This is a genomic window from Acidobacteriota bacterium (assembly GCA_021161905.1).
Classification (GTDB): domain Bacteria; phylum Acidobacteriota; class B3-B38; order Guanabaribacteriales; family JAGGZT01; genus JAGGZT01.
On the sequence record JAGGZT010000042.1, the window covers coordinates 1 to 21,987 of the forward strand.

The following is a 21,987-nucleotide window of genomic DNA, read 5'->3' on the forward strand; positions in this document are numbered from 1 at the left end:
TCTCGGGGGCTTGTATGGTGATTATTGATATTTTTCCGTATCTCCTCAAGCTGTTCATCGTTAAAACCAACCTGTTTCAGTGGTTCTCTAAAATACTCATCGAAACACTCCGCTCCTAATTTTTCGTGGTTCTCTCCTCTCTCTAAAGACCGTTGATAAAACTTACCGATATCATGAAGAAAGGCGGAGATCAAAATTACATCTCGCTCGGTTATTTCCTTCCTAACTTCATCCATTATTCCTCTCCCTCAATTTGTAAGCGATAATTGCCAAATCCGAGGCTTGCCCCTTCTCCGAGGTTAATAAACTCCCCTATCCTAAGAAAGGGGAGAAATGGAGAAATATCTCCTCGAAACCGGATTTTCCCCTTAAGCCCTTTAAATGGGGTAGAGTTAGGATATCTCGGAGGAAGTTCTTGAAAAACAAGAAGATCTCCCTCCGTAATTATATCTTCAGTTAAAGTAAGGAGTTCTTTCGCTTCTTTAATTTCTCCTCCGCCACAATAGAAGTCCATAAGCTGTTTAATACGATATAAAAGCTCCCGCACCATTTGACGAAGAGTCAATTCCCGCGCTCGCCTTCCCTGGTAGCGTAACAAAAGTGGGGAGAGAAACGAGAGGACCACCCCCTCTATTTTATTGTTCGGCAATTCGCGAAAATCTTTTAGGGAAAAAATGGAAAAATCGGTGGAGAGGGTATCGGCTTCCCTCTCATAAAGGATTTCCCCCCCTTTAAGTGAAATAACCTCTAAGATCTCGAACCTACCCTTTCGTTCGCAAATCCCTGCTTCTGCGAGATGAAGAACGCTACGAAAAAGGTGAGGAAATTTCTCCATCCACTCTCCTATGAGGGTTAAGGTAAAATTAATTTCCTCCCCAAGATCGGGCTGAAGAGCTGAAGAAGGTGTATTGATCACAAGTGGTGGAGGAAAGGAGGGAATACCAAAAGCCCTAGAATAAAAACAAGTTCCAAGAAGTAAACACCGCTCACATCGCCACTTCGGCTTGGGGCAAAAAAGCTCCTTTACCGCTCCTTTCAGACCCCGATAAATAGTAGCAGAAGGAAACGGACCAAGATCAACATCCTCTTTAAATCTCAGCTTAAATACAAACGAAGCAAAGCGGAAAAAAGACACCGATAAAATCCCTACGAGATAAAATCTATAGCGATAAGTCTCAGCTTTTCCGGATTAAACCTTATGGTCAGCTCCTCCTTCGATGCAGGAAGAGAAAACACGAATTTCCTCACCTCAGAAAAAAGCCTCTGGAATTTATTAGTCCTTTTATATTCTCGCAAAAGCCGTCGTAAAATCCTTACCCTTCGTTTCGTCCACCGGATCGTAAAGAGTTTCTTTCTCATCTCCTCCCATTCTTCGCTAAGCGCTTCATCACCAGGAAATTGTTTAAGATATTCATCAACCTCGATGGCGAGTATATCTTTAATCCTTTTCACCTCTCTTGGAAGCTCGCTCGGAATAAGCCTTTTTGCCTCGAGCTCTGCTCTCCGATAGATCGCCTCTATATCCTCACGGACTTTTTGATCTACCTCATATACCTTATCGAAAAAGTTGGGAATAACCCTTAGCTCTTCAGGAGAACAGGAGATATAACTCAGAATTTCGCTCTTCAATTTTATGAATCGCTCCTTCGCAAGATCATAAAGATACCAGAGGTGATGCGTTTCGGTTTCAGTTCGATACTGGTAGTAAAAGAATATACCCCTCACTCCACGCCTAAGCCCGCTATGAATGCCATTAGGAAGCTCCGCGATCCCTTCTGGCGGGTGCTCCTTCAAATACTCCCGAAGGGGTTGATAAAAGCTTTCCCCACCACCATATATCGTCTCCTCCAATTCATCGAGCACAGTAGCATCCTTCTCCCTTATCCGACGAAGCACCCCAAACACCTTGGGGTGAATCTTCTCCCCGAGGATCTTCTGATCGAGACCTACCGCTTCATCTATTTTCCTTATCTTCCCCTGAAGTATCTCGACCAGCCTTATAAGTTCCTCAAGTTCCTTTTCGGGGAAGAAGTTGTAAACATAGATTTCAGGATAGGGTGAACCGATGCGATCTATCCTTCCCGCTCGTTGGATCATTCGGGTAGGGTTCCAATGAAGATCATAGTTCACCACGAACTTCGCCTTTTGAAGGTTCATCCCTTCGGATAAAACATCGGTACTGATTAGGAGTTTAACCTTCCCCTGCATAAAGTCATCCACTATCTTTGCTCTCTTTTTAGGTGGAGTATCACCAGAGATAGCTTCGAGGGGAACATTTTTAAAATCTGGGGATAAGCTTAGGTCCCTAAAGAGATAACGCAGCGTATCGGCGTAGTAGGTAAAAAGAACCACCTGCCCCTCCCCAAGAAGCTGGTTGAGCTTTCTCTTGAGCGTTACCAGTTTTGCATCTTTCTCCGGGGTTATACCGCCTATTCTATTCAGGATATCACTAAGGAGGTTTATATCCTTATCAATATCAGCAAATAGCCGTTTGCTATCATAATCGGCAAGCTCTATAGGCTCAAGTTTCTCCTCAAGCTCCTCCATCTTTTCCTCATCGAGGTTTACTATGTACCGATTGAAGTAATCCTTAGTAAGATACCTTCCCCCCTTAAGGTAATCCTTATGTTTTTTGAGGAACTCTATTTGGCTTGCTATACTCCGACGGAATGCCTCAACACTACTTTCTAATCTTTTAAGGAGGACGGTACGGAATATCCCAACCAGAGCTCCCATTCTCTGGATGGCATCTTTCTCCTCCGGAGAAATCTTTTCTTCCTTTTTATATTCGAGCACGCGGTAGGAAGCCATTGAAAGCTTTTCCGTTATAGTATCGGCTATTTCCCGATACATCCCCTGGTAAGCAGCATCGAGTTCGTATTCTATATTCTCAAGAACGCGCTCCGGGAAAATCACCTTCTCGCCTTTGATCTCCGCTTCAGGGTAATTCCTCCTGATATAGTCTCTGGTTCTCCTTATTGATATCTCATTAAGCACATCACCCAAGGCAGCGAGGTTTTGTTTCTTATCGATTTCCTCTTTAAAGAACAGAAATAAGTTCTCTATCCCCTCATGAGCAAACGCTCGCTCGTTTTGAAGAAGTAGATTCAATTGCCAATAGAGGTCCCAGGGCGTGTTATTTATCGGGGTAGCGGTGAGAAATACGGTGTTTGGTTTTTCTTTATTTTCATTTCCGATTATCTCAAGGAGGGAGAACAGGTTCTCGTACCGATTGGCGTAGGGGTTTCTGAAGTTATGGCTCTCATCGACAACTACCAACGATATTTCAGCAAGGTTCCCCCCTATTGCTTTTTTCGCCCGCCTCTCGAAATCGGGATAAGCGAGCTCTTCCTGGGATAAGATTGGGGAGGGAAGGTTTATCTCTTTAAGTTCTCTCTCCCACATCTCGCGGAGCTGAGCGGGAATAATGAGGAGGAACCTTCTTCTCTGGTAGAAGCCGTATTCCTCGATGATCTTTTTTGCAATCCAGGTCTTTCCCAAACCTACGGAATCGGCGATGAGCACCCCACCGTACTTCTTAAGTCGGCTCAGAGCCCGTCTTACCGCGTCCTCTTGAAATTCGGCAAGGTCCACTTTCGACGGAGGGTGCCACCCCCCGTCCACCCCCCATTTGAGCATCTCCTCGAGTTCCTCCCGGTACAGCTCGTAGAGACATTTGATGAAAACCTGGTAAGGGGTATATTCCTTAAAGCCAAATCGAGAACGCTTAAGCTCCTCTATCAGTTCTTCTTTAAAGTCCCGTGCCTCAGCCCAGAGGCGGGAGAACCATTTCTCCCGAACATATTGAGCTTCATCCTCGAGCCCCACCAGGTTGAGCTCGGTGTTCTTAGTGAAGCCAGCGGTGGTGAAGTTGGAGGAGCCGACCACCACCAATCTATCGAAGATATAGGCTTTTCCGTGGAGAAAGTCCTTTTCATAGAGTTTCACTGCAATTCCCGGTTTTTCCAAGAAGTGGATGAGTTCTTTTACCACCTCTTCATCCTTCTTGGTCAGGGGGAGTGTCTCGAGTTCTTCCTTGAGACGGCGGGTGATCTCTTCGTCCAGGGTTCTCTTTGGGCTGAGCTCCGGCGCCTTACCGAGAAGGAGACGAAGGCGGGAAAGGCGGGTGAAACTCTCCCTCACCAGCTTATAGGCTTTTACCTCGAAGAAGGCGGTGGCGAGATCGAGGTTCCCCCCTTCCTCTATCGCCTTATTTATGAAAGAAGCCAGAGTTATCTCGCTGTTATCTATTATCCTTTTGGGGATGAACATCTTCTACTCCCTTCCTCAAACAGTTTTTGCCTTTTTGAGCCTTTTTTGCACCAATTCTGCCACCGCGTAGTAGACCTCGTTCCGCTCCTCTTCGGTGAGCCCTAAGGCGTCGAAGACGATATCATCGAGCGCCTTTCTATCGGGCAGGGGGTTTGGTTTTTGTTCTCGTATCGGCTTATTCTTATCGAACCCCAGCTCCTCAAAGATGGAGCGAATGGGACGACTAGTTAACAATCTTACCGATTTCTTATCAAATGGAAAAGAAAGCGGATGTAATATCTTAATTTTTTTCACTTCATATACTCTCGTGTCTGCTGGACCACCACCGCCGCCATACGATATAGAATAAACCTCTGAAAATAATGGAATTAACATAGAATTCAAAACAAACATGAGGGGGAATAAATAACTCTTATTTTCAGGGTAAATATCATAAAATCTCTTATCCCGCCAAGAATTGCGAGGATCGGCAACAAAGAATCTCTCTCTATAAGTAGAGGGCCAAATTATGCAAGAGGATTCGCGTTCTCCCAAATCCCACCAGGGGTGGCGGGAACGGCAGGTGGGTCGTTTATGATATCCCCTCTTCTCGCCAAACCTGATGTAGTCCCAGATAAAGGAACCTCGAAGCTCTCGTTCCTTCTTGTGACACATAATCACCCGGTAGCGTAAGTCCTCCTCCCTCACCACCAAATAATGGAGCTCGCGGGGGCTCTTTATCACTGGTTTTATGTACTCCTCCTCTACCAAGAAAAGGACATCCACCTTTCCTGAGGGACGGATGAGACGAAGTCCCTTCTCCTTCGCCTCCTTAAGGCTACCTATATCCCGCCTGTTTGCCGCCCGAAGGAGCTCCTCCTCCCCTGCTTTCTCGGTGATGTCCTCCACATAGAAGAACTCGTTCGCCCCCGTCTTTATCCCAAAGCGCACCTCGGCTACCTCCCCTAAGGGGACGAGCTTACCCCTCCCCTTCTTGAGGATAGTGAAGAAGATCTCCGGGGCACGGAGATACATCCCACCCCACTTTCCCCCGATGTATCTCCCTCGGGAAAAGGGTTCATCCAAAACCTCCTCCTCCTCAGGATGTTCCCATCCCTCAGCCAATAGGATCTCCTGCTTTACCGGAAAGACGCGGAAGGAATCCGAGTTGAGGATATCCTCTGCTTCCTCTATCTCGATCAGGGTTTTTGCGTTCACCACCTCGGAGAAGGGCTTCTTGAACATAACAAACCGGGCAGTGTTTCCGAGAGAGGTCCACTTCTCTCCTTTTTCTGGAGGCAAAGGGGCACCAAAAAGGGAGATAACCGTATTAACATCTGCATGTTCGAAGCTTCGCTCCGCCTCGTTGTCGTAGATCGCCTTTATCGGCACATACTTAGCAAGAAACTCCTGAAGAGATTTTCCATAGTCGACATCGAGCCAGGAGTTCGAGGTGATGAAACAGAATACACCCTCTTTGTTCAGCAAGGAAAGCCCATGGAAGTAAAAGTATATGTAATAATCGCTCTTTTTGTCTATCTTCGGGGCATAGGGGAAGACCTCCTTTACCGAATTGATGAGGCTTTCCTTATAGGCATCCTTCTCCTTCCGGCTCACCTCATCCGGGTTTCTCCGCGGGGGTGCTATCTGTTCCTGGCGGACATAGGGAGGGTTCCCAATAACGATATCGAAACCGCCATTTTCTGCGAAAACCTCGGCGAAATCTATCTCCCAGATAAAGGGTTTCTTTTCTGGATCGGGAAGCTTCCTCTGGAGCTCTTCGAGCTTCCTTTCCTCCTCCTTCAATCTATCGAGCTCAGCGCGAACGAGGTCAAGCTCCCTCCTCTTATCCTTCCGCACCGCCAAAAATTCACCCTGGGAGGAGAGTTCGTTTAGCTCCTTGGTTTTGTTGGTGATCTCCTTCTCCAAAGCGACCTTCCGCTCCCAAATGATATCCTTGATGAGCTTGACCTCAGCTTGACGAAAATCTTCTGGCGTCTCGTAGCGAGAGCTATCGGAAGAGAAATAGAGGCGTTTCTCCTCCTCGAGCTCCCTTATCTCCCGCTTAAGGGAGGGAGAAAGTCTCCGCATAAGCTGGGAGAAAGAGATTCCCCCTATCTCCTGGATTAGGGAATCTCCTACCCGAAGCTTCAGATCCAGATTGGGAAGAAGGGGGCGTCGTTTGAGTTCGGGTAAAGGGAGCTTAGTCTCTATCACCAACTGAAGCCAGAGCCTGATCTCAGCCATCCGCACCGCCCAGGGCATAACATCCACCCCGTAGAGGTTATCCCGAATTATCCGCTTCTTGATATCGTAATCCTTAAGCTTAATACCGAGATCCCGATAAAGCTCCGAAAGAATGAGCAACATCCCCACCAGGAAAGCACCCGAACCGCAGGCAGGGTCCACCACCTTGATCCTTCTGGTGAGTTCCTCAAGTTTATCAACAAGGTTTTCTTCCTTGAATGAAGAAATCGCCTTTTTCTTCTCCTCCTCATCTCCGAAAAGGAGATAAAAAAATCTTTCCTTTGGAACATCGGGAAGACGGTGAGCGAAATACTCGGTGAGAGCACGGCGACACATAAAATCGACCTCCTCCCTCGGGGTGTAGAAGATGCCCTTGTCGTGTCGCTCCCTCGTCTCCTCGGCGACATTGGCGAGCGATTCGTAAACATAACCAAGCATCTGAGGATCAACCGCCACTTCGACCTCAAGTGGTAGTTCCTCCCTAATGGTAAAATTATATCTATCGAAAAACCCGTTGATTATGTCCCTAAAAAGCTCGTCGGGAAGGCTGAGGATAAGATCGTCGAACTCGGTCTTTTTGAACAAACCGCCATTTAGGTTGGGAGCAGTGGTTAAAACTCCCCTTATATCCGGTGGTAGCTTCTGGTTAATCCTTCCATAAATATTGTTAAAGGCGTCGAGGAAGAGGAGTTTTAGCCAATCCTCATAAAAAGAATCAGGGGAGACACTTCCTCTACTTTTCTCTTCAAGGTATCGTCTGAAAAACCAACTGACAAACCTTGACCTCCCACCAAGCCATCCCTTTTTGGCGATGAAATAGAGGAACATAATTCGGTTCAGAATGAGGTGCGCCCCCTCGTGAGCTTCCTTGATCTCCACCTTATGCTTGAGAAGCTCTTTCTTAAGGCGGTCGAAGACATCGCGGTAGCCCTCAAAGAACTCACGGGTAACCCGGCGGACGCTGAACGCCTCACGCCATTTACGCCACACATCACCTGCCTTGTCCTCGGGAGAATAAGCAAGTGAGGATATAGTCCTGAGATCGGTATGGTAGGGATCGTCCCGGTTCAGATAAAGCTTGACCAGCTCAAGCTTTCTTCCCTCTCCCTCCTTCTTAAGCTCGGGAAAGACAAAGACATATTCCCGAAAATCGGCGGTGAGGATCAAGAGGACCCGGTCATACCTATCTCTAAAAGAACGGGCAAGCTCACGAATTAGACTCCGAGGAACAGGCTCCCGCCCTTCCCTCTTCACCACTATCAAGAAAGCCTCTATTCCCTCCCAGCTAATCAGGGGGTAAAGTTCCTCCACTTGGTCATAGTATTCCCTCCGCAGGGAAAGATCGGGTGGGAGTCTCTTCTGGCGATAACTTGGATCGAAAACCTCAGGAAAGCCAAGCCTCCGGAAGAGCTCGTAGACCTTATTCGGAGAGTCCATTCCCTTTATGAAACCCTCAATTTCCTTCGATAAATCCTCCATATTCCTCTCCTGTATTTGGCGAATGAAGACGAAATTTGCCTTCATTATACCCAAAAACAGTGAGGGTTAAAAGTACTTCAAGAATTAAGGGAATTTTTTTCTTGGAAATTTGGAGAAGGAATAGTAGAATCAAAATCCGCTCAACTGAGAACAGGGGTAAGTTACCATCAACAAAAGGGAGCCAAGATGAGGATTAAGAGACATCCGATCCTCACCTTCGAGAGGGGACGGGAGATAACCTTTGACTTCGAGGGGCGTAAGATAAAAGCCTACGAAGGGGAGTCAATCGCTGCCTCCCTCCATGCTGCCGGCATCAGGGTCCTCTCGGAAAGCCTTCGCTTTCACCGCCCCCGCGGTTTCTTCTGCGCCATCGGCAAATGTTCCTCCTGCCTGATGGAGGTGGACGGGGTGCCCAATGTGAGGACCTGTATCGAGCCCGTCCGCCCAGGGATAAAGGTGAGAAGGCAAAAAGGGGGCATCGGCAGGATAAACATCGAGGTGGAGAAAAAGATTCACCAAAAGCCCGAGCTCGAAACGGTAAAGACCGACATCGCGGTGGTTGGCGGTGGTCCTGCAGGGCTCTCCGCTGCCATCTACGGAGCTAAGTACGGGGCGAGGATTGTGGTCGTCGAGGAGAACCCAAGGCTCGGAGGGCAATTGATAAAACAGACCCATAAATTCTTCGGCTCTCACTCCCAGTTTGCCTCGGTTAGGGGGATCGAGATCGCAGAGCGCCTCTCCGGTGAGATACCGGGGGACAAGGTTGACATCATCACCCACTCCTCGGTAGTGGGCTATTTCCCCGAGGAAAAAACGCTCATCGCCTACGGCGAGGGAAAGCTGATCAAGATCGTACCGGAACGGCTCATCGTAGCAACCGGAGCTCAGGAGAACTTCCTCCCCTTCGAGGGGAACGATCTTCCCGGGGTTTACGGTGCCGGCGCCATCCAGACACTGATGAATGTCTACGGCATCATCCCGGGGAACAAGGTGTTGATGGTTGGGGCAGGAAATATCGGGGTGATCGTGAGCTATCAGCTTCTTCAGGCAGGGGTGAAGGTGGCGGCGATAGTCGAAGCGATGCCCAAGATAGGCGCCTACCAGGTGCACGCCTCCAAGGTAGCCCGGGCAGGGGTCCCCATCTACACGAGACACACTATAAAGAAAGCCATCGGAAAGGAGAAGGTGGAAGGAGCGGTCATCGTGGCGCTCGATGAGAAGTGGAACGAGGTACCGGGCACCGAACGGGAGCTCGAAGTCGATACCATCTGCCTCGCCATCGGCTTAACCCCATCTACCGAACTCCTCTCCCAGGCTGGCTGTGAGATGCGATATATCCCGGAACTCGGCGGTCCCGTCCCCTGGCACGATGAGGACCTGGAGACGAGCGTCTCCGGCATCTATGTGGCGGGGGATGCCTCGGGCATCGATGAAGCGAGTACCGCGATGCTCGAGGGAAGACTAACCGGAGTAGCAGCCGCCGAAGACCTCTTCGGAGCAACCAAAACCACGAGAAAGGAAAAGGAAGAGATAATAAGAGCTCTCGACGAACTCCGTGAGGGACCGTTCGGCGAGCGGGTGAGGATCGGTAAGCAAAAATTGCTGACGGGAGGTGCCCGATGAGCTACCTGGAAAATGGAATCGTATCGCCTGAGGAGATAACCCTCCCCGACGAAAAGCGGAGAAAGAAAGGACCTTATGCGGTTATCGAATGCGTCCAGCGGATACCTTGTGATCCCTGTGCCAGCTCCTGCCCCTTCAAGGCGATAACCATCGAGGGCTCAATAAACGAGCTACCGAAGATAAACTACGAGCTCTGCACCGGTTGCGGCGTTTGTGTTAGTCTCTGCCCCGGTCTCGCCATCTTCATCATAGACGAGAGCAAAGAGGGAGAGGAGGGGATAGTAGGAATACCCTATGAGTTCTTACCCTTGCCTGAAGCGGGCGAAGAGGTGATCCTCCTTGACAGAGGAGGAAAGGAAATAGGCAAGGGTAAGGTGGAACGGGTAAAGAAGGACAAAAAGACGAAGACCCCTGTGGTCTATGTACGGGTGCCTCGGGAAAGGATAATGGACGCCCGGTTCATAAAGAGGGAGGGGGGGAAATGACTGAAGGAAAAAGGATCGTCTGCAGATGTGAGGATATCACCTATGAGGAGGTGGTCGCCGCCATCGAGGAGGGCTACACCACCTTAGAAGAGATAAAACGAGTTCTTCGCTGTGGAATGGGTACCTGCCAGGGAAGAACCTGTAGCAGGATAATCACCGGAATAATCGCCCGGATGAAGAAGATCCCGCCGAACGAGATAAAACAGATAACCAAAAGACCCCCCCTAAGACCGATCCCAATCAAGGCATTGATAGGAGAGAAAGATGGAGAGAACCGCTGATGTCATCATAATCGGCGGCGGGGCAATAGGCCTTTCCACCGCCTACCACCTTACAAAGCGTAAGGTGAAAACGATAGTGATCGAGAAAAACTATCTCACCTCTGGCTCGACCGGGCGTTGCATCGGTGGGGTGCGCCAACAGTACGCTACTCCTACCACGATAAAGATAGCGATGGAATCGGTTGATTTCTTCAAGCGTGCCGAGGAGGAACTCGGTTTAGATGTCGAGTGGTATGCCGGGGGCTATCTCTTCCTCGCCTTTACCGAGGATGAGGAGAAGACCTTCAAGAAGGCGATTGAGATCCAGCAAAAAAACGGGCTCGATGTATCGTTCATCTCAGCTGATGAATGCTTCAAAATTGTCCCGATGATGTACGCCCCAGGCTTGAGGGGAGGCGCCTACTGTCCCTCCGATGGCCAAGCAGACCCGTTCAAGGTATGCTACGGCTTTGCAAAAAGGATAAGGGAAAACGGCGGAAGGATCATTTCCCCTTCCGAGGTGGTGGAGATAAGGATAAAGGGGGACAAGGTTCACTCCGTTATCACCAACAACGGAGAAGAATTCTTCGCCGATGTGGTAGTGAACGCTGCTGGTCCTTGGGCAAAGGATCTGTGCCGGTTGGTAGGACTCGATGTCCCCATCGAACCGGAGCGGCATGAGGCGATGATAACGGAACGGGTCGCTCGCCTTTGGGATCCAATGCTGGTCGATTACCGCCCTGACGGGAGCTATTTCTACCAGAGGGTTACCGGGCAGATCATAGGCTGTTATACCCCCGATCCCAATGTCCCCGGGATAAGGACAGATTCCTCGCTCGAGTTCTTCTTCGAGATGCCCCGACGGATGAGCAACCTCGTTCCCGCCCTTTCCCAGGTTTCGGTGCTCAGGCATTGGGCGGGTTGCTATTCAATGACCCCAGACGGAAGCCCAATAGTGGATGAGACGGAGATCGAGGGGTTCTTCATCGCTGGTGGGATGTGTGGGCACGGGTTTATGTTCTCTCCGGCTATCGGCGAGCATTTGGCGAACTACATCGTGGAGAAAGATTGGGGTCTTCCCTGGGATGAGTTCAAGCTAACCCGCGAATTCAAGGGCAAAGAAGCCCTCCGCTGAGTAGATGAGGAATCTTCCTTAACTAAGACCCCGCAAAAACTGAAGAAGAAAGTCGGCGGTCACCCATTCCCCCGATTTTCAGCGGGCAGGTATTGTATTGGGTATTACGCTACTCGTAATCGAGACGGCTTTGCTACTGTTAATAGTTAAACTTCTGCATAAAGAAGGAAAATCGTTAGGGAGCCTGCTAAACTTTGAGCTATGAAATCCGGCAAGGTCCCTGGATCCCTCTTCGGAGGATGTCTTATAGCGGGTGTCGGGTTAGGCCTTTTGTTCTCCGTCCTCACGGATTGGGGGATTGGAATGGCAGCAGGGGTGCTTATTATAGGAATAGGCGTTGGCATAGTACTGGAACAACTCCGTACTTCCAAATAGCACGGAAACATATTCAAATAGGACATAGATCGATTAACCAAAGTATTCCTTTGATATCGTTCATATTATCTCCCTTCCATTACAGCTAAGTGAGGTGATAAAAATGAGGGCGAGGGTTGATTGTATTCCCTGTTATCTAAAACAGGCGCTTTCGGCGATAAAGGAGATAGAGAAAGACCCGGAAAAACAGAGAGCCTTGCTTATAAAAACGGCGGAGATACTACCGGAGCTCACCTTAGAGGAGACACCGGCGGGGAACTCGAGCTTCATCCTCTTCCGGGTATCCGAGCTCACCGGATGCCCTGATCCTTTCAAAGAGAAGAAGCACTACTACAACCAACTCGCCCTCAAGCTCTATCCCAAGCTGGTAGAATTGGCGAAAAATCACCCCGATCCATTAGAAGGTGCTGTTAGGATCGCAGCTGCAGGGAATGTGATCGACTTGGGCATCCTTTCTACAGTTAACATCGAAGAGGGAATAAGACAAGTAATGTCCTCTGGCTTTGCCAGAAACGATTATGAAAGGTTCAAGAAAGAGCTAAAGAACGCCAAGACCATCCTCTATCTTCCCGATAACGCCGGGGAGATCGTCTTCGATCGAATCCTAATAGAAGAACTGACAAAACGCGGAAAGAGGGTGATCATCGGGGTTAGGGAAACGCCCATCCTGAATGATATAACCCCAATTGATATAAAGGAGGCAAATATACCGGAAGAAGTAGAAGTGATTATTACCGGATCGAGGAAAATAGGTACCGATCTTCCCAGCTGTTCAAAAAGATTCATCAAAATCTTTCAAAATTCCGATATAATAATAGCAAAGGGACAGGGAAATTTTGAAACCCTCTCCGAAGAGAGGGGACCGATATACTTCTTATTGAAGGCTAAATGCCCTTTAGTGGCGGAAGAGGCAAAGGTCCTGTTCGGGGATATGATATTTGCTCGCGTGTAAAAAAGTGCCGGGGAGGAGTATTGTTCATTATTTATGTTCTCCTCACGGGTAATTCTCCCGCCCTCCTCCCCGGCTCTCTGGGGGCTGTAAGCTAGAGGGAGGGAATCTTGAAACTATTATCTCTCCTCTTACAATATCGGCGATTCTCGCCGGTCTTTAAAGTGAAATATACTGACATCAAGAAATGTCGTTTTTTGACGCATTATTTAAGCGAAAAAACCGCTCTTTTGACAGATGGAACCTAAAGGAGACGAAATATTAGAGGGCTGGAGAGAAATAGCCGCCTATCTTAACAGAAGCGTTCGTACTGTTCAACGCTGGGCTAAGAAACGCCATCTACCAGTACACCATCCTTCCTATGCTAAAGGGGGAACAGTCTTCGCCTATAAATCGGAACTCGACTGTTGGCTCAGGATAAAGCACGAGGCTCCCGCTCTGCTGTATCTGCCGGACTTTATCCGTTCGCGAAAGATTTGGGCATTGGTACATATCCTGATGGCTATTCTCCTGGTATTCCTCTTCTACTATTATTTTAAACCCCGGTTTAAAGTACTCCACCCCGTTTCCGTGAGGATTGTAGGCTCAAGGTTCATCATCCTCGACAAAAGGGGGGAAAAACTCTGGGAATATACCTCCCCTCTTCCCATTTATGAAAAGGAACCACAAGCTCCTGGGAAAGAAAGACTTCCTCTTGTTCGCTTTGTTAAGCTAAGCCCAGCCAGGGGAGCAAATACCCTCATCACCTTCAAGACAAGGGAAGAACCACCTCGTCTCTATCTTCTATGTTTTTCAAATCAGGGAAGGCTCATCTGGAAACACCGCTTAGGAAGACCGCTCAACTGCGGGGGAAAAGTTATCCCTCCGGACTATGAACTGATGCGACTTGAGATAAGGGATTTAAACCGCCAGGGAGGAAAAGAGATTATTGCACTTATAAAGCACAAAAGCTCCTTCCCCTCCTTTATCCTCATCTTCGCCCCTAAAGGGGACCTCCTTGGGGAATATATAAATACCGGCGCTCTCTACTATCTGATAATAACCGATCTCGACAAGGATGGTCTTTCTGAGATAATTGCTGGCGGAGCAAACACTGCCTACTCCCGTCCTGCCATCGTCATCCTCGATCCAAGGGTAGTACAGGGCTCATCCCCTCTCCCTGATCATAAAGAATACGCCCTAAAGGGAGTTCCCCGGGGAACGGAGAAGTACTACCTTCTTCTTCCCAATACTGATCTAGTCAACCTGTATCCTTCTTCTTTCTGCCAGGTGGGGGATCTGTCTTTTTCTGCCAATGAACTCTCGGTACATACATGCCTTCCCCAAACCGAAGAACATCCCTTATTTGTTGGACCGATCTTCCGCTTCCATCTTAATCTCCATCTATTGCAACTCGAGCCTCACGATCTCTTCCTTCTTCAGCGTCAGGAGTTAGTACGGAAGGGAAAACTTCCTCCTATGGGTCCTAACTATATAGAAGAGTTGAAGAAAGACCTTCGCTGGTGGGATGGAGAACAATGGGTCAATCGATCCACGATGAACCGGCTATGGAAAGGATGGGGAAATGAGTAAAGAAAAGAAAGAACGACTCGATGGATGGAAGGAGATCGCAAGTTATCTCGATCGCGATCCCCGCACAGTGATGCGCTGGGAGAGGGAGCTTGGGCTACCCATCCATAGGATCGAGAGCAAAGGCAAAAGCATCGTCTACGCCTTAACTGAGGAGATAGACGCCTGGCTCTCTTCCTTCTCCCAGATAGCTCCAGAAAGAAGGAGAGCAAGGTTACTAAAAACGAGAAAGAGATTCTGGTTATTTCATCTCGCCATCTGCTCTCTCATCGTTATTTTAACCGTTCTTCTAATATACCCTTGGCAAAAGAGGAAACCGAATCCAGCTGATTTCGATATATCGGGAAGCAGGTTGATCATCCTTGATAATAAGGGAAGGAAACTCTGGGAGTACGATGCAGGGAGAAAGCTCATTTCCAAAAAGGAATATAAAAAAGGAGAGCTAAATATTAATCCTTCCCTTCTCATCACCGACCTCGAAGGCGATGGAAGAAGAGAGGTTTTATTTATCCCCATCTATATACGGGAAAACCCACTTCTACACCCTCTCTCCTTTCCGAACTTTCTCATCTGCTTCGAGGCTTCAGGAAAGATAAGGTTCATCCTGAAACCAGGAAGGGAGATAAGGTACAACAAATACATCACTTCGTCTAACTACCAATTAGGACCTTTCATAGTTGACGACCTCGACGGGGATGGGAAAAAAGAGATTATATTGGAAACGCACAACATCCCTTTATTCCCCTCACAGCTACTGGTATTGACCGCTCAGGGTAAGGTCATTGGCGAATTCGTGAACGCGGGGCACATCCAATGTCCCATAGTGGTGAAGGATCTGGATAACGATGGCTACAAGGATATAATCATCTGTGGGATAAATAACACCTTCCGCTCCAATTTCCTTGGGGTATTCGATTATCGATCCGTCTTCGGCTCATCGCCCACACCGGCGGATCCGGAACATACCTCCCCTGAGCTCGCTCGAGGAACGATGAAATATTACATTGTGCTACCGAAAATCGATCTTCATCCTCTCCTCACCACTTACCCAAGCGCCACTTTTGATATTACCGATGAGGAGATCGTCCTCAAAGGAACTATAAGAAATGACAATCCCGATCTGCTTCCAAATATAGCCTCGCTACCAACCCCCATCTTCCATTTCGATTATTCGTTGAGGCTCACTAAGGTGGAGCTTCCGCGGAAATTTATAACGGCTTATCGGGAGCTCGCGAAAAAGGGTTATCTCAAACTCCTCCCCCCGGATTATGAGAAAAGATTGGCAAAACGGGTTCTCTGGTGGGATGGGGACAAATGGGTGAACCACCCCACCAAGACTAAGATGTGGAGAGAATGGGAGTGAAAAAACACTTGACAAGGAAGGGAAAAAATCTTATGTATAAAAGCGAATGTGGCGCTATCGTCTAGGGGTCTAGGACGGATGGTTCTCAGCCATCAAACCCGGGTTCGAGTCCCGGTAGCGCTACCAGTATTAATAAGGGGCGGTAATCGCCCCTAAATTTTTTTAGCCGATCATCAAAAAGCGCGAGCAGAAAACATTTAGGATAGAGACAGCCATAAAGGCTGTCCCTACACAGGATCAAAGGATAAGAGGAGGGAGGTTTCTCCTCTCAGTGAGAACAAGCTTGGGTTCCCTAAAAACTTCAACGACAAACTTTAGCATAGCAAAATTCCCCTTGAAAGGGTGGAAATTCTATTCTATAATTTGTATCGGCGGCGCGCCCATAGCTCAACAGGATAGAGCGTCTGACTACGAATCAGAAGGTTGGGGGTTCGATTCCTCCTGGGCGCGCCATTAGTCTTTCGGTGAGCAAAAAAGCCCACCTTATTTCTTCCCCTTAACCCAACAATATCGGAAAGGAGGGGGAAATGAAAAGGGAGTTTCTTCTTCTCGTGCTTATGGTCCTTCTTACAACCTCTTTCACCTTCGCCCAGATACCGAAGGAGGAGGTTTTAAAACGGGTAGCGATACCTGCCAAGGGGGACCTAAGAGGGTTGGTCGATATCGTTGGCTTCGCCCATACTGCAAAGCAGATGGACTTTGTCGTCTCGCTCTGCGAGAAGCTCGAAAAAGAGCACTTCGCTAAGCTGGAAAAGGAATATGGCATCTCAAAGGAAAAGCCAGCGATCGCGGTTATATGCCCTCACGATGACTACTATTACGCGGGCAGGGTATATATTAATGTCATCCCCCATATAAAGGCGAAGCGGGTAATACTATTCGGCGTCTGCCACTGGGCGAAAACCTTCGGGGTAAAGGACAAGCTCGTATTCGACGCCTTCAAGAGATGGCGCGGTCCTTACGGTCCTGTTCCTGTATCACCCCTCCGGGAAGAGATAACAAAAAGGCTCAATAAGGAAGACTACCTCATAAGCAACGAGATCGAGGGAAGTGAACACTCAGTAGAGGCAATAGTCCCCTTCCTTCAGTATTACAACCGGAAGGTAGAGATAGTATCCATCCTCGTTCCCTATATGAACTGGGATCGGATGAACGAGCTCGGGAAAAAGCTTGCCCAGGTAGTGGGATCAATAATAAGGGAAAAGGGGTGGAAGCTGGGCGAAGATATTGCTTTCGTCATTTCTACCGATGGCGTTCACTACGGGGACTACGGCTGGAGTTATTACGGGTATCACCCCTTCGGATGCGACATCAAGGGATACGAAAAAGCAGTGGCTCAAGATCACCGGCTGGTGAACAACTACCTTGCAGGAACCCTTAAGAGCTCGAAGATAGAGAAGCTGTTCTCCCTACTCGTTGATCCGAGCGATCCCACCAAATACAGAATAACCTGGTGCGGCAGGTTCTCCGTTCCATTTGGGACAAACTTTCTTGCCCAGTTGATGAAAGAGCTCAACCATAAACCACTCACCGGATACTTCCTTCGCTATGGAACGAGCATCAGTTTTCCCACCCTGCCGGTGGAGAAGCTCGGTATGGGACCGACTGCGCCAAGCAATCTTCATCACTTCGTGAGCTATATTGGGGTGGGCTATTTCTAAAGGCTTCTGAAATAACCTCGCACCTGCCGATATTTCTCCTCCCATTCTCGGCGAAGTCGGTGGGGAATGAGTTTACCCATCAATCGGGTGGTAGCCACCACCCGAGGAGCTAATACGGAATCTCGTATCACCCTGCTTCGTGGAGGAAGGAGAGCAGCGAGGAGATAAACAAGAGCGGTGGAGATGAAAACGCCGATCAAGAGGGAGAGAAGACCACCGACGATCCTGTCGAGGAAGGACAGTCCCGTCACCTTGAGGAACCGCCGGATGAAATAGCTGAACAGGGCGAAGAGGAGCATCATCCAGCAGACAATGATAATGAAAGAGAGAACGAGGGAAAGCTGTGGATGACGCGGGATCAACCGGTCGATCACTGGAGCAAGATACGGGGCATAGCGGTAGGCAAAGATGATCCCCAGAATCATCGAGAGGAAGAGGAGAAAGATCCGGGTAAAACCCCTTATTAACCCATAGATCAAAGAGAAAGCAAGAATGACGGATATGACGATATCGAGCCCGTTCATCTTCCCCCCTTGACCTTAAAAATAAACCATTATGCTATAATTGTAAACGATGAAAATAAAGCTTCTCGTTCCATCCGATATCAAAAAAGCGGTCCCAATGAAGGAAGCGATAGAGGCGGTAGAGAAAGCCTTTATCGCTTACTCTGAAAGGGAAGCGGTGGTTCCCGAGCGGACCGCGATCCCCCTCTCCACCGATCCGATGGAGACCGCCTTGTTTATGCCATCCTTTCTCACGAAGGAAAATGCGCTGGGAATAAAAGTATTAACCGTGCTCCCCAAGAATCCCTCACGAGGGCTCCCTGGCATCTCCGGAATGATGCTACTCCTTGACCCCGAAGAAGGGGGAGCAAAGGGGATACTCGATGCTATAACGCTCACCGCCATCCGTACAGCTGGGGCGAGCGGCGCCGCCACTCGAACTCTCGCGGTCGAAGGGGCGGAAAAAGCAGCTATCTTTGGCGCCGGCGCCCAGGCGAGCTACCAGCTTGAGGCAATTATCACCGTTCGTCCAACGATAAGGGAAATCGCCATCTACGACATCGAAGGGAAACGGGCGGCGCCGCTCGCCGAGAGGATGAGAGAAAAACATCCAGAGATAACTTTCAAGGTAGCAAGCTCACCGGAGGAAGCGGTGCGGGAGGCGGATATCATCACCACCGTTACCACATCGAAAAACCCTGTCTTCCCAGGCAAACTGGTAAAGGAAGGAGCTCACATAAACGCCATCGGCGCCTTCACCCCCGATGCCCGAGAACTCGATGACGAGATCATATCTCGGGCTAAGATCGTGGTCGACTCAAGAAAGATGGCAAAGATCGAGCCGGGAGATATCATCATCCCCTTAAATACTGGGGTGATAAAAGAGGACGACATCCTGGCGGAGATAGGCGAGGTCCTCGCTGGGAAGAAGGCTGTAAGAAGCTCTAAGAGGGATATCACCTTATTCAAATCTGTCGGGCTCGCTGTCCAGGACATCGCGGTAGCAGACCTCGCCTACCGTAAGGCAGCGGAGCTCGGTTTGGGTAAGGAGATCGAACTTTGACTACTAAGAAAGATGAGGAGTTCCTCCGCCTCGCCCTCGCCGAGGCGAAAAGAGGGGCTGAGGAGGGCGAGGTGCCGGTAGGAGCGATCATCGTTATAGAAGATGAGGTAGTCGCTTCTGCCCACAACAAGCCCATATCCCTGAACGATCCAACCGCCCATGCCGAGATCCTGGCGATACGGGAAGCGGCGGAGAAACTCGGAAACTACCGGCTTACTGGTGGCACCATCTATGTAACCATCGAGCCCTGTATTATGTGTATAGGCGCTATCCTCCAGGCAAGGCTCAGCAGGCTCGTCTACGGTGCAGATGACCCAAAGTTCGGTGGAGTTTCTTCTCTCATCGATCTATCAAAGATAAGGGGATTGAACCACAAGCTCGAAATCATCTCTGGGGTGCTCAAGGAGGAATCCGCCTCCCTCCTCCGCTCGTTCTTTGGGAAGAGAAGAAGGGAAAAGGAATAGACAAATAAGAACATTTTCACTATATTATCAATTGAGCGGAGAGGTACCCAAGTGGCCGTAAGGGGGCCGACTCGAAATCGGCTTGTCCCGTGATGAGCGGGGCACGTGGGTTCGAATCCCACCCTCTCCGCCATTTCTGTGCAACAAAAAAGAAGGGGAATACCCCCTTCTCGAAAGAATCCAAAATCCCTTTCTGATTAAAAGCAGTAGCTTATTCCTCCAACGAACCGCTCTGTCAAGTGGCTTCCTTCCCCTTCAAAGAAGATATAGAACAAGCGAAAATCTCCTCTTACAAAGAGCTTCTCCATAACCGGAATCTTTATCCCGCCGCCGAAGTTGATGGCGAAATGAGTGGCGCTATCACCAACGCCGAGGAAAGAGGCTGAGGCACGGCAGAGACCACCACCTGCAGTAAAATAGGGGACGAAGCTCTCATCTTCCGTCTTTATCGTACCAACGAAATTGCCATTGACGAAGACGAGCGAGGTATCAATAACCCCAAAAACGCTTCCCGGCACATAGGTGAACTCGAACTCGCCTCCGAACATCTCGCTGTAAGGGATAAAAACACCTCCCCCAATAGCGAGATCTGAACCGAGCACATCCATATGGTTTAGCCCAACGAAGAGAGAGACTTCCTTCTCCTTGTCGGCAGAAAACAGAGGAAGAGCAATAAGCAAAATCAGCAGGAACAACCCCGCTTTTTTAAGCATAACTTGTCTCCTTAATGTTTAAAGTTGCCCTTTCTTTACAATCTTAAATTTTAAAGAAAATTACTGTCAAATTTTTTCAGGAAAATCCATTTTTTTAAGAAATCAAAGGCTAAAATAAATTTTTCTCCTCCTTTGACTTCGAGAGTTCTCCAAATCAACCAACCACCATTTAATAGTGACTAAAAACGATAACCGAGACCACTGGTTACCCTGTGAAATACATCCCCCTTTTCCCCTTGCTTAAAAAGGAACAATCGGTAATCAACCCGGATGAGAAACCTACCCCCTACCGGGAGTTTAACTCCTCCACCAATATCCCCTGCTGCTTTGAAGGATATACTTCGTCTTATCACTCGTTCATAGGTAATGGGGACAAAGATATCCCCGATAAAAATGTAAAGGGTATCTGTTTCCTCCGGCGAGGTTACCTCTGCGTATAACCCAACTGCCCCACCCCACCAGCGAGATAGGGGGTCAATCCTTCTGCCAAATCCGTGAACTGATAAACAAGATCCATATTAAGGATATTACCGTTTATCCTGACATTATTTCCGGGGTAAAGCTCGGTCAGCCCTCTCCTTATGGGGTAGGTATCAGCAATGGGGATAAAGGTATATTCAAAAGCAACACCCAACTTACCGCTTAGGGGAAGGAAAAAGCCACCGCCAAAACAAACAGAGGGCTCATACAAAGTAAGGATAGTCAAACCCAAAAACACCGTAGATCTCTTTCTTCTCATTTTGGGAGAAAAGAGGGACGGCGATAATTAGAAGGATACCAAGAAGAATCGCCATCTTCTTTAACACCGTGAAAACCACCTCAGGTCATAAAAAGCCTTCTACTCCTCAATCAAAATCTCAAGCAATGATTATGCCAAAGAGACCCCACCTGCTAAATCCCTCGGTAATAAGAGGTTGTAGAAACTTAAGCGTCCTCTCTGCCCTCAATGGAGGAGAAATTGACTCCCTCTGGGTACGCCTGATCAAAAAATTTAGGAGTCTCCCCAATCGGAGACTCCCACTCGGTTAACCAATGCCGGGTGATGTCTGATCTTATATCTTTACAAAGATCATCTACTGTGAGAATTACAAACCGCCTATGACCATTTTCCTGACGCGGAAGGTGGGAGCGCTAACGCTTCCCTCGAGCTCGAGATCACTCCCCACCACATCAATACCTTTAAGCATCTCAAAGATATTCCCTGCAAGGGTGATGTTCGCTACCGGCTTCGTCTTCCTCCCCTCTTCGATCCAAACGCCCATCGCTCCAGCAGAAAAAGCCCCGGTTATCGGGTTCACCCCACCGCCCTGGGTTGCCATCAGGTAAAGCCCGTTCCTGACCCCTTTTATGATCTCCTCAGGATCCGTGTTCCCATTTACCAGGTAGAAATTGGTAGGACCGATGCCGGGAAGGGAAGAGTAACCACTCCGAGTAGCGTTTCCGGTAGATTTCGTTCCCGCTTTAGCTGCCGCCTGAGTATTGTAGAGATAGGTCTTAAGAACACCTTTATCCACTACCACCTTCTTTCTGGTGGCTACCCCTTCACCATCAACCGGACGGCTGCCCAACGCCTTATCCAAGGTGCCGTCATCGATAATGGTAATAAGGGGAGAAGCGATCTTTTTCCCCAGCATCCCCACGAGGAAGGAAGCCTTTTGCAGCACCCGATCTCCGGAAAGCGCTCGAAGCAATCCAGCGAGAAGCCCCCGTCCTGCCCGGGGAGAGAATACCACCGGCACCTCTTGTGATTTAACCGGCTCACCACCGAAAAGGGAACGGGCGAAATCAACCGCCTTTTTGGCAAGCTCCTCCGGCTTCTTGAGATCGGCGAAGAAACGAGCAGAAGA

19 protein-coding genes and 3 tRNA genes are annotated in these 21,987 nt (G+C 48.9%); 13 read left to right on the top strand and 9 right to left on the bottom strand.

All coding sequences use genetic code 11. From position 1 onward, the window contains the following. The 4 genes from J7L64_05900 to J7L64_05915 all read right to left on the bottom strand — a co-directional run. Nucleotides 1-236 (bottom strand): HD domain-containing protein (locus tag J7L64_05900; protein MCD6451877.1); only part of this gene is annotated, 236 nt, incomplete at its 3' end. Then, on the bottom strand, nucleotides 236-835 hold the full coding sequence (gene cas6, locus J7L64_05905; GenBank protein MCD6451878.1) for a CRISPR system precrRNA processing endoribonuclease RAMP protein Cas6: 600 nt from the start codon (nucleotides 833-835) through the stop codon (nucleotides 236-238). The genes J7L64_05900 and cas6, both read right to left, overlap by 1 nt. A gap of 311 nt (nucleotides 836-1,146) precedes the next feature. Then, nucleotides 1,147-4,272 carry a hypothetical protein gene (locus J7L64_05910; GenBank protein MCD6451879.1) on the bottom strand — a complete coding sequence of 1,042 codons (3,126 nt, stop codon included), beginning with the start codon at nucleotides 4,270-4,272 and terminating at the stop codon, nucleotides 1,147-1,149. Between the two features lie 15 nt (nucleotides 4,273-4,287). Beyond that, a complete protein-coding gene (locus J7L64_05915) occupies nucleotides 4,288-7,977 on the bottom strand; it encodes an Eco57I restriction-modification methylase domain-containing protein (GenBank protein ID MCD6451880.1) in 3,690 nt (1,229 codons plus the stop codon). Nucleotides 7,978-8,163: 186 nt separating this feature from the next. Here J7L64_05915 and J7L64_05920 point away from each other — a divergent pair, with 186 nt between their 5' ends. From J7L64_05920 to amrB, 10 genes are all read left to right on the top strand, one after another. Further along, the gene (locus tag J7L64_05920; GenBank protein ID MCD6451881.1) at nucleotides 8,164-9,600 is read left to right on the top strand and encodes an FAD-dependent oxidoreductase; all 1,437 of its coding nucleotides are present in this window, start codon (nucleotides 8,164-8,166) and stop codon (nucleotides 9,598-9,600) included. Beyond that, complete coding sequence (locus J7L64_05925) at nucleotides 9,597-10,085, top strand: 4Fe-4S binding protein (GenBank protein ID MCD6451882.1); 489 nt, start codon at nucleotides 9,597-9,599, stop codon at nucleotides 10,083-10,085. The genes J7L64_05920 and J7L64_05925 overlap by 4 nt, the downstream gene beginning before the upstream one ends. Next, a complete protein-coding gene (locus J7L64_05930) occupies nucleotides 10,082-10,366 on the top strand; it encodes a (2Fe-2S)-binding protein (protein MCD6451883.1) in 285 nt (94 codons plus the stop codon). The genes J7L64_05925 and J7L64_05930 overlap by 4 nt, the downstream gene beginning before the upstream one ends. Then, nucleotides 10,350-11,480: an FAD-binding oxidoreductase gene (locus J7L64_05935; protein ID MCD6451884.1), complete on the top strand. Its 1,131-nt coding sequence runs from the start codon at nucleotides 10,350-10,352 to the stop codon at nucleotides 11,478-11,480. Before J7L64_05930 ends, J7L64_05935 begins: the two co-directional genes overlap by 17 nt. A gap of 478 nt (nucleotides 11,481-11,958) precedes the next feature. Then, nucleotides 11,959-12,807: a DUF89 family protein gene (locus J7L64_05940; GenBank protein ID MCD6451885.1), complete on the top strand. Its 849-nt coding sequence runs from the start codon at nucleotides 11,959-11,961 to the stop codon at nucleotides 12,805-12,807. 234 nt (nucleotides 12,808-13,041) lie between these two features. Beyond that, the gene (locus J7L64_05945) at nucleotides 13,042-14,376 is read left to right on the top strand and encodes a helix-turn-helix domain-containing protein (GenBank protein MCD6451886.1); all 1,335 of its coding nucleotides are present in this window, start codon (nucleotides 13,042-13,044) and stop codon (nucleotides 14,374-14,376) included. After that, entirely contained in the window at nucleotides 14,369-15,736 is a 1,368-nt protein-coding gene (locus J7L64_05950; protein ID MCD6451887.1) for a VCBS repeat-containing protein, read from the top strand. The genes J7L64_05945 and J7L64_05950 overlap by 8 nt, the downstream gene beginning before the upstream one ends. 50 nt (nucleotides 15,737-15,786) lie before the next feature. Then, nucleotides 15,787-15,862 (top strand) — tRNA-Glu (locus J7L64_05955). A gap of 250 nt (nucleotides 15,863-16,112) precedes the next feature. Next, nucleotides 16,113-16,189, top strand: a tRNA-Arg gene (locus J7L64_05960). 74 nt (nucleotides 16,190-16,263) lie between these two features. Beyond that, entirely contained in the window at nucleotides 16,264-17,397 is a 1,134-nt protein-coding gene (amrB, locus tag J7L64_05965; GenBank protein ID MCD6451888.1) for an AmmeMemoRadiSam system protein B, read from the top strand. On the opposite strand, the gene J7L64_05970 is transcribed toward amrB, so the two are convergent. Continuing rightward, complete coding sequence (locus tag J7L64_05970) at nucleotides 17,394-17,921, bottom strand: CvpA family protein (GenBank protein MCD6451889.1); 528 nt, start codon at nucleotides 17,919-17,921, stop codon at nucleotides 17,394-17,396. The two genes, amrB and J7L64_05970, sit on opposite strands and share 4 nt — an antisense overlap. A gap of 97 nt (nucleotides 17,922-18,018) precedes the next feature. Between J7L64_05970 and J7L64_05975 the strand changes: the two genes are divergently transcribed. The 3 genes from J7L64_05975 (at nucleotide 18,019) to J7L64_05985 (ending at nucleotide 19,560) form a co-directional block, all read left to right on the top strand. Beyond that, complete coding sequence (locus J7L64_05975; protein ID MCD6451890.1) at nucleotides 18,019-18,963, top strand: ornithine cyclodeaminase family protein; 945 nt, start codon at nucleotides 18,019-18,021, stop codon at nucleotides 18,961-18,963. Continuing rightward, nucleotides 18,960-19,427 carry a tRNA adenosine(34) deaminase TadA gene (gene tadA, locus J7L64_05980; GenBank protein ID MCD6451891.1) on the top strand — a complete coding sequence of 156 codons (468 nt, stop codon included), beginning with the start codon at nucleotides 18,960-18,962 and terminating at the stop codon, nucleotides 19,425-19,427. Before J7L64_05975 ends, tadA begins: the two co-directional genes overlap by 4 nt. Nucleotides 19,428-19,464: 37 nt before the next feature. Next, a tRNA-Ser gene (locus J7L64_05985) sits at nucleotides 19,465-19,560 on the top strand. Nucleotides 19,561-19,624: 64 nt separating this feature from the next. Here the strand turns inward: J7L64_05985 and J7L64_05990 are convergent. The 4 genes from J7L64_05990 to J7L64_06005 form a co-directional block, all read right to left on the bottom strand. After that, on the bottom strand, nucleotides 19,625-20,140 hold the full coding sequence (locus J7L64_05990) for an outer membrane beta-barrel protein (protein MCD6451892.1): 516 nt from the start codon (nucleotides 20,138-20,140) through the stop codon (nucleotides 19,625-19,627). 179 nt (nucleotides 20,141-20,319) lie between these two features. Further along, on the bottom strand, nucleotides 20,320-20,493 hold the full coding sequence (locus tag J7L64_05995; protein ID MCD6451893.1) for a hypothetical protein: 174 nt from the start codon (nucleotides 20,491-20,493) through the stop codon (nucleotides 20,320-20,322). 71 nt (nucleotides 20,494-20,564) lie between these two features. Next, on the bottom strand, nucleotides 20,565-20,858 hold the full coding sequence (locus tag J7L64_06000; GenBank protein ID MCD6451894.1) for a hypothetical protein: 294 nt from the start codon (nucleotides 20,856-20,858) through the stop codon (nucleotides 20,565-20,567). Nucleotides 20,859-21,225: 367 nt separating this feature from the next. Beyond that, nucleotides 21,226-21,987, bottom strand: a 762-nt coding sequence (locus tag J7L64_06005; GenBank protein ID MCD6451895.1) for a TldD/PmbA family protein, incomplete at its 5' end; no start/stop codon positions are given.